The sequence below is a fragment of the Paenibacillus sp. HGF5 genome (assembly GCF_000204455.1).
Classification (GTDB): domain Bacteria; phylum Bacillota; class Bacilli; order Paenibacillales; family Paenibacillaceae; genus Paenibacillus_AQ; species Paenibacillus_AQ lautus_A.
The window spans coordinates 22,689-28,905 of sequence record NZ_AEXS01000030.1 but is presented as its reverse complement, the minus strand read 5'-3'; the positions used below and the strand labels follow the sequence as shown (position 1 = coordinate 28,905).

Here is a 6,217-nt window from a genome sequence, read left to right as displayed (position 1 = left end):
GGCAACGGCATAGGGCTCATTGGTAGGCTCCAGGGCGCCGGTCATCAAATATTCTTCCTTCATTGGCTGCGGAGCCAGTTTGGGGTAGATGCAGGTAGATCCGAGAAAGAGCAGTTTTTTACCCCGTACCGATAGGAAAGATCTATGATATTATTCTGGATTAGAAGATTGTCCCGTATGAAATCCGCTGGGTAATCCCGGTTCGCAATGATACCGCCGACTTTGGCGGCGGCTAGAAACACATACTCTATTCCTTCACTGCTGAAAAAGCGTTCCACGCGATCACGTTCACGCAAGTCCAGCTCCTGGCTGGTACGGGTAACCAGGTTGCGATAACCTTGCTGCTCCAATGCCCTAACAATGGCAGATCCCACGAGACCGCGATGACCAGCCACATATATTCGGGAATCTAAATTCATAACCGCCATCTCCTTTTAAGTGGTTGTTCAAAAAGCCCGCCTTTGATCACGAAGTGAATCAGGAAGCCACTCGGCATCGAATCTTGAATTCAGCCGGGCCTTCCGGTGCTCACGTACAAACTACGCACGCTCCGCTCCTGACGTCCCTAGCTTCATCCAACCTTCTCGGTGCTGAAAACCGGCCTTTTTGAACATGCACTTTAACTAAAAAGCATCTTTGGACCCCATGAACACCCGGACCGTCTTGAACAGGATCCGAATGTCCTGGGTCGTGGATTGTTCACGGATGTACCTTAAATCCAGCTCCACCATTTCGCGGAACCCCAGGGCGTTTCTGCCGCTTACCTGCCACAAGCCGGTACAGCCCGGAACCACGCTCAGCCGCTGCATATCGTAAGGGGTGTAGGCCTCTACTTCCGCAGGGAGCGGCGGCCGCGGTCCGACCAGGCTCATCTCGCCTCTCAGTACGTTCCACAGCTGCGGGAGTTCATCCAAGCTCGTTTTTCGAAGAATGCGTCCCACCTTCGTGATCCGTGGGTCGTTCTTCATTTTAAACATGGCACCTTCAACCTCATTTAGATGAACCAGCTTCTGTTGAAGCTGTTCCGCATTAACGACCATGGAGCGAATTTTGTACATTTTGAACGTTTTTCCGTTCTTGCCTACCCGAATCTGCGAGAACAGCATCGGTCCTCGGGGGCTCTCCACCTTCATGCACAAGAAGATGATCATAAACAGAGGCAGAAGTAGAATAAGGCCAACAGCGGACAGCATCGCATCCGTTGCCCGTTTCAGCCGGAAGTACCCTAAACGGGGCTTCACCGGAAAAGAGCTCGCACCTGTCATCACGGGAAACTCTTCGGCTGCAGCGGTTTCCAACGTCCTTGTTTCAATCGTTTCGATATTCATGGCTTGATTCAATCTCCTATCTAGCCAACGTTCGGTTCTTATGTATCATTTGCTCAAGTCCGTGCAAAAGGGGGAGCCGCAGCTCCTCTTTCATCAACGCGAATTCAACCGATGTAAGAATGAACCCGAGCTTTTCCCCGACATCATAGCGCGTACCTTCATATTGGTAGGCATACACTTCCTCGATTTCGGTCATTCGCTGAATGGCATCCGTTAATTGGATCTCTCCGCCGATTCCTTCCTCCATCTGCTCCAGGTAAGAGAAAATCGCCGGGGTCAGAATATAACGTCCCATGATCGCCAGATTGGAAGGTGCGTCCTCGGCTTTCGGTTTTTCTACCATTCCTTGCACTCTGGACAGCCCTCCGAGGGTGGGCACCGGATACGGATCAATGATTCCATATCGGTGTACTTCCTCAGGAGATACGTACTTAACGCCAATCACGGAACTCCGGGTCTGTTCATACTGTTCGATTAACTGCTTGATGCACGGCTTCTCCGCACGAACAATATCATCCCCGAGCAGGACGGCAAACGGTTCGTTGCCTATGAATTTTCGTGCGCACCATACGGCATGCCCCAGCCCTTTGGGTTCTTTCTGGCGAATATAATGAATGTCCGCCATGCGAGAGGGGCGCTGCACCTCATGAAGCAATTCAAGCTTCTTGGTCTGCCTAAGCTTATGCTCCAGTTCAAATGCATGGTCGAAATGATCCTCAATCGCCCGCTTGCCTTTGCCTGTAACGATAATGATGTCCTCGATGCCGGACTCAATCGCTTCTTCCACAATGTACTGGATCGTAGGCTTATCCACGATCGGAAGCATCTCTTTGGGCATTGCTTTTGTAGCTGGCAAGAATCGAGTACCCAGTCCGGCAGCAGGAATGATAGCCTTTTTAATGGTTGCCATTGTACGTTCCTCCTCTATCCTAATTCTTTCGTTTTTACCGGAAAATTGGGTATTCCATGTGAAGCTCTATGTAAACAAGAGAGGGCATCTAACCCTTCCTCACTTTACGCCATCGACGATGAACGTCTAAGCCATCCTGTTTGACGGATGCCCACAGCATAATCGAGTGCCTACGGTGGTAGAGGTTCAGTAGGCATTACCTGATGTATGCTTTAAGTAACAACGTTTATTCGGAAGCGTTAACGATGGCCTTTCCGGAACCGGGCGGTTCAACCGGACTGCGTCTTGATACGGAGCTGCCTCTCGCTTTGAAGTCACTTGACTTGAAGTGCTGTATAACGGCCAGTGTCGGAAGTCCGAGAACCAGTTCAACCTCTTTGTCAGTGCGGATGGAATCATCCAAATATTCGAGCAAGAAACAGAAACCTATCGACAGCATCAGCGACACAACGAAAGCAATCACAACATACAGCAAAGGACTTGGAGTGACCGGTCTGGGATCGGCGTTATTCTCGTATAGGATGGTGATGTTCCCGCCGGGAATGATAGAGGATATTTCGGATTTGAATACGTCGGCAACGGCCGTGGCTACTTTGAGCGCGCCATCGTAACTATAATCCCTGACGGATATCGTCATGACAGGTGTATCCTGTACGGTATCGACCACCATCATATCCATCAGGTCTTTCACGGTTAGTTTCAATTCCGGGTGCTGTTCCACCACTTTTTCCAGAATCACGCTAGTTCCGATAATTTCTTTGTATGTATAAACCAGACGCATCCCCATATCCATATCATCTGAACTAAGGACAGACTTTTTTTCTTCGGTCTTATTGGTCACGATCATCTTGTTGCTTGCTTCGTACTGGGGTTCAACCATTCGATAACTGTAAAATCCAACGAGTACGCAGACCACGGCAACCACGAGGAGAATTAACCACAGCCTTTTCTTCAACACGGTTGCATACTCTTTAATTTCAAGTTCCACTGAATTTCCTCCGTCCATAAGCAAATGTGCTTCCGTAGATACATTTTGTATCATTTAGCATCTTCAATTTACGATACAATTCGTATCGTGTCAATACTGATTTGGTCTTATTTACCTACAAACGATACATTTTGTTACACAATCAGAAAGCAAATTCAGATCTTTCAACATGATTTCTAGGCATGTAAGCGTACACAAATATAAATGCATGGCTGAAACAAAAAAGAAAAACGCCCCCATTCGGCAGGCGTTTACATTTTTTGGTACTCTATTCTCTCATTTGTGAGTCGTTATAACTAATTGATCTTATTCCAATAGAGCTTGCTCTGTTTGTCGAGACGTGTTACATCGCGGAGGACGTATCGTCTGCCCTCCGTATCCTTGATCGTATAATCATTCTCCGAGAGGAAATCGATGCTCTCTTGCGGCTGGTCTATGCGAAATGAGATCCTGCCATACGTCGTCTCCACTTCCCACAGCCAATTCCTGCCCCGGCGCTTGATTCCCATAATTTTTAATATTTCGGGTATCAAATAGCTTCGCTGCAGTTCTTCCCTGGCAGCCGACTGGCTTTTCTTATCCAGTTCATCCAGCGAAAGAATAAAATGAACCTCTTGATCCAATGCAGAGCGTACAGAAATGTACGCCTCCGGCTTCGTGACCGGAAATGTCAGAACAAGGCGCACTTTACCGATTGTCTCTCGGTTCATTTCCGCCTCTAGTTCGCCTCTCCCGTTACGATAGAGTCGAAGACTTTGGTCCTGAGCCCATGCTTCCCTTCGCGCTACCATCATGTAGCAACCTCCTGCATCGGTATCCATTCGTCTTTCGGGGCTTTCGCCTGCGCTGCATGAAGCAAACGATGATATACCCCTTGGCGTCTCAGAAGCTCTTCATGGCTTCCACTCTCGACTAGCCTCCCTCCTTCAAGAACCAGAAGCCGATCCGCCCGCCGAAGAGTCGACAGCCGATGAGCAATGACAAGAGTCGTTCTGCCTTGAACCACCGTATCCAGCGCCTCCTGAATGACAGCTTCGGTCTCCACATCGACCGAGGAGGTCGCCTCATCCAAAATCAGAATCGGGGGATCGAGCAACACGGCTCTGGCAATGGCTATACGCTGCCTCTCTCCTCCGGACAACCGATGCCCTCTCTCTCCTACCTTTGTCTCATAGCCGTCAGGGAGCCGGCATATAAAGTCATGCGCATTTGCGGTCCTTGCCGCTTGAATAATGTCCTCTGTACTGGCTTCGGGGCATCCATAAGCGATATTCTGCGCTATGGTCCCATCGAAGAGGAAGGTTTCCTGAAACACCACCCCAATATTTCTCCTTAACTCCTCTTGCTTAATGCTGGTAAGCCTTCGTCCGTCTAGATAGATGTCCCCCTCGTCCGGATCATAAAATCGGCACAACAGATGGATCAAGGTCGACTTCCCCGCTCCTGACGGACCGATGATGCCTATCATCTCGCCAGGTGCTATTCGAAGGTTGATCCCTTGGAGAATTCGTCGATCTTGCGTATAGCCGAAAGCCACCTGATTATAGACGATTTCACCTTGAACGTTGTTAAAGCGCAGAGCTCTCTCGTCATCCTTCACTTCAGCAGGCGTTTGAATCACCTCAAAGATTCGTTCGGCCGATCCCAGCACCTCATTGATCCAGCTGGCGGATTGCGCCAGCCATTTGACAGGACCGAAGAACATGATCAAATACGATGCATATGCGCTTAATGTTCCCACAGTCATGCTGCCTTCCAGCACGCTCCGTCCTCCGGCAAACCATACGAGGGCTGCAAACAGTGAAATGAATAACGTGAGTACCGGCGTCATGAACATCCATAAGTTCTGAATTGAAATCATGCGATGAACATATTTTTGATTGACCTGATCAAAACGTGCTTTCTCGGCTTGTTCCTTGGAAAAGGCTTTTATAATTCGTATTCCCTGAAGAGCCTCCCCTACCATATTTTGAACGTGAATGGACGACTGCCACTGGGCATACCACATATCCCGGACTTTCGGCCACAGACGCATCACAAGGATTCCAAGCGGCGGCAGCGGCAGAAGGATCATCAGGGTCAAACGCCAATCCAAATAGAACAGCATTCCCATAATACAAATAGCGGATAAAAACTGAGAGGTCAGGTGAACAATCCCTTGGGACATAAAATTCTTGAGTGCATCCGTATCCTGATTAATGCGTCCGATATATTGAGATACCTGCCGATTATCAAAAAAACGCATCGATTGTTTCATCAGGGCATGAAACATATCTCTGCGAATCTCCCCAAGGAAGCGTCCACCGATCCTAATGGCCGTATAACCTTCGATCATCTGAAGCAATGCCTGCAGAACGTACAAACCGGCGAGCATTACGGCCAACCCTATCAATGACGCGGAATCCCCGTCTGAGCGAGTAGGCGATGATATTTCATCAATGATCCATTTGATTACGTAGGGTGGTGCCAGGGATACAAGAACGGTAACGATTACGAGGATTCCCATCATCATGATAGAAGATCTATAGGCTCTGCTCCGCTGAAGAAGATGGGACACCGTACTCCATTTGGGATTGCAGCGTATGCAGAAACCGGAAGCTGTCCGTTTTGCGCGTCCGCAGCGGTCACATTTCCCCTTCTTTTCGTCCAAATCGCCGCGTTGGTCCATTCGATGCGGCGATGAATCCGTTATCCACTGTTCGACTTGCGGCAGAGCCTTGCGACAGGACTCAAGGTACGGTTCCGTGAATCGTAAAATTTCAACCGGGCCATCCGCAGTGCCGGCGACAAGACAACCACCGCCGATGACCTCAACCAGGTCGATGTTCATCATTTTACGCTTGGGAATCTCCAGCAATTCCCTTCCTTCCCGATCCAGCACCTGCAGACTGGAAGCTGTAAACACAAGCTGCAACGGTTCAAAACGCACATCACGATTCAAGTCTCCGTGCAATATTAGCCAGGGCGTCTCTTTGCCGTGCGTTTCCGATC

At 49.3% G+C, this 6,217-nt stretch carries 5 protein-coding genes and 1 pseudogene; all 6 read right to left on the bottom strand.

Translation table 11 applies throughout. The annotated features are described in order from the left end of the window. A pseudogene (locus HMPREF9412_RS05800) lies at nt 1-419 on the bottom strand (NAD-dependent epimerase/dehydratase family protein); the annotation flags it as partial. A 204-nt stretch (nt 420-623) separates the two neighbouring features. Then, nucleotides 624-1,328: a sugar transferase gene (locus HMPREF9412_RS05795; RefSeq protein WP_009590434.1), complete on the bottom strand. Its 705-nt coding sequence runs from the start codon at nt 1,326-1,328 to the stop codon at nt 624-626. 16 nt (nt 1,329-1,344) lie between these two features. Then, on the bottom strand, nt 1,345-2,238 hold the full coding sequence (gene galU, locus HMPREF9412_RS05790) for a UTP--glucose-1-phosphate uridylyltransferase GalU (protein ID WP_009590432.1): 894 nt from the start codon (nt 2,236-2,238) through the stop codon (nt 1,345-1,347). A 226-nt stretch (nt 2,239-2,464) separates the two neighbouring features. Then, the gene (locus HMPREF9412_RS05785) at nt 2,465-3,226 is read right to left on the bottom strand and encodes a YveK family protein (RefSeq protein WP_009590440.1); all 762 of its coding nucleotides are present in this window, start codon (nt 3,224-3,226) and stop codon (nt 2,465-2,467) included. Between the two features lie 296 nt (nt 3,227-3,522). Further along, on the bottom strand, nt 3,523-4,020 hold the full coding sequence (locus HMPREF9412_RS05780) for a DUF1854 domain-containing protein (RefSeq protein ID WP_009590433.1): 498 nt from the start codon (nt 4,018-4,020) through the stop codon (nt 3,523-3,525). Further along, nucleotides 4,017-6,155 carry an ABC transporter ATP-binding protein gene (locus tag HMPREF9412_RS05775; RefSeq protein WP_009590435.1) on the bottom strand — a complete coding sequence of 713 codons (2,139 nt, stop codon included), beginning with the start codon at nt 6,153-6,155 and terminating at the stop codon, nt 4,017-4,019. The genes HMPREF9412_RS05780 and HMPREF9412_RS05775 overlap by 4 nt, the downstream gene beginning before the upstream one ends. Between the last annotated feature and the right edge of the window lie 62 nt (nt 6,156-6,217).

Coding starts and splice junctions, on each gene's coding strand:
- HMPREF9412_RS05780 (WP_009590433.1), bottom strand. CDS start 4,020: ATGATGGTAGCGCGAAGGGAAGCATGGGCTCAGGACCAAAGTCTTCGA.
- HMPREF9412_RS05795 (WP_009590434.1), bottom strand. CDS start 1,328: ATGAATATCGAAACGATTGAAACAAGGACGTTGGAAACCGCTGCAGCC.
- galU (WP_009590432.1), bottom strand. CDS start 2,238: ATGGCAACCATTAAAAAGGCTATCATTCCTGCTGCCGGACTGGGTACT.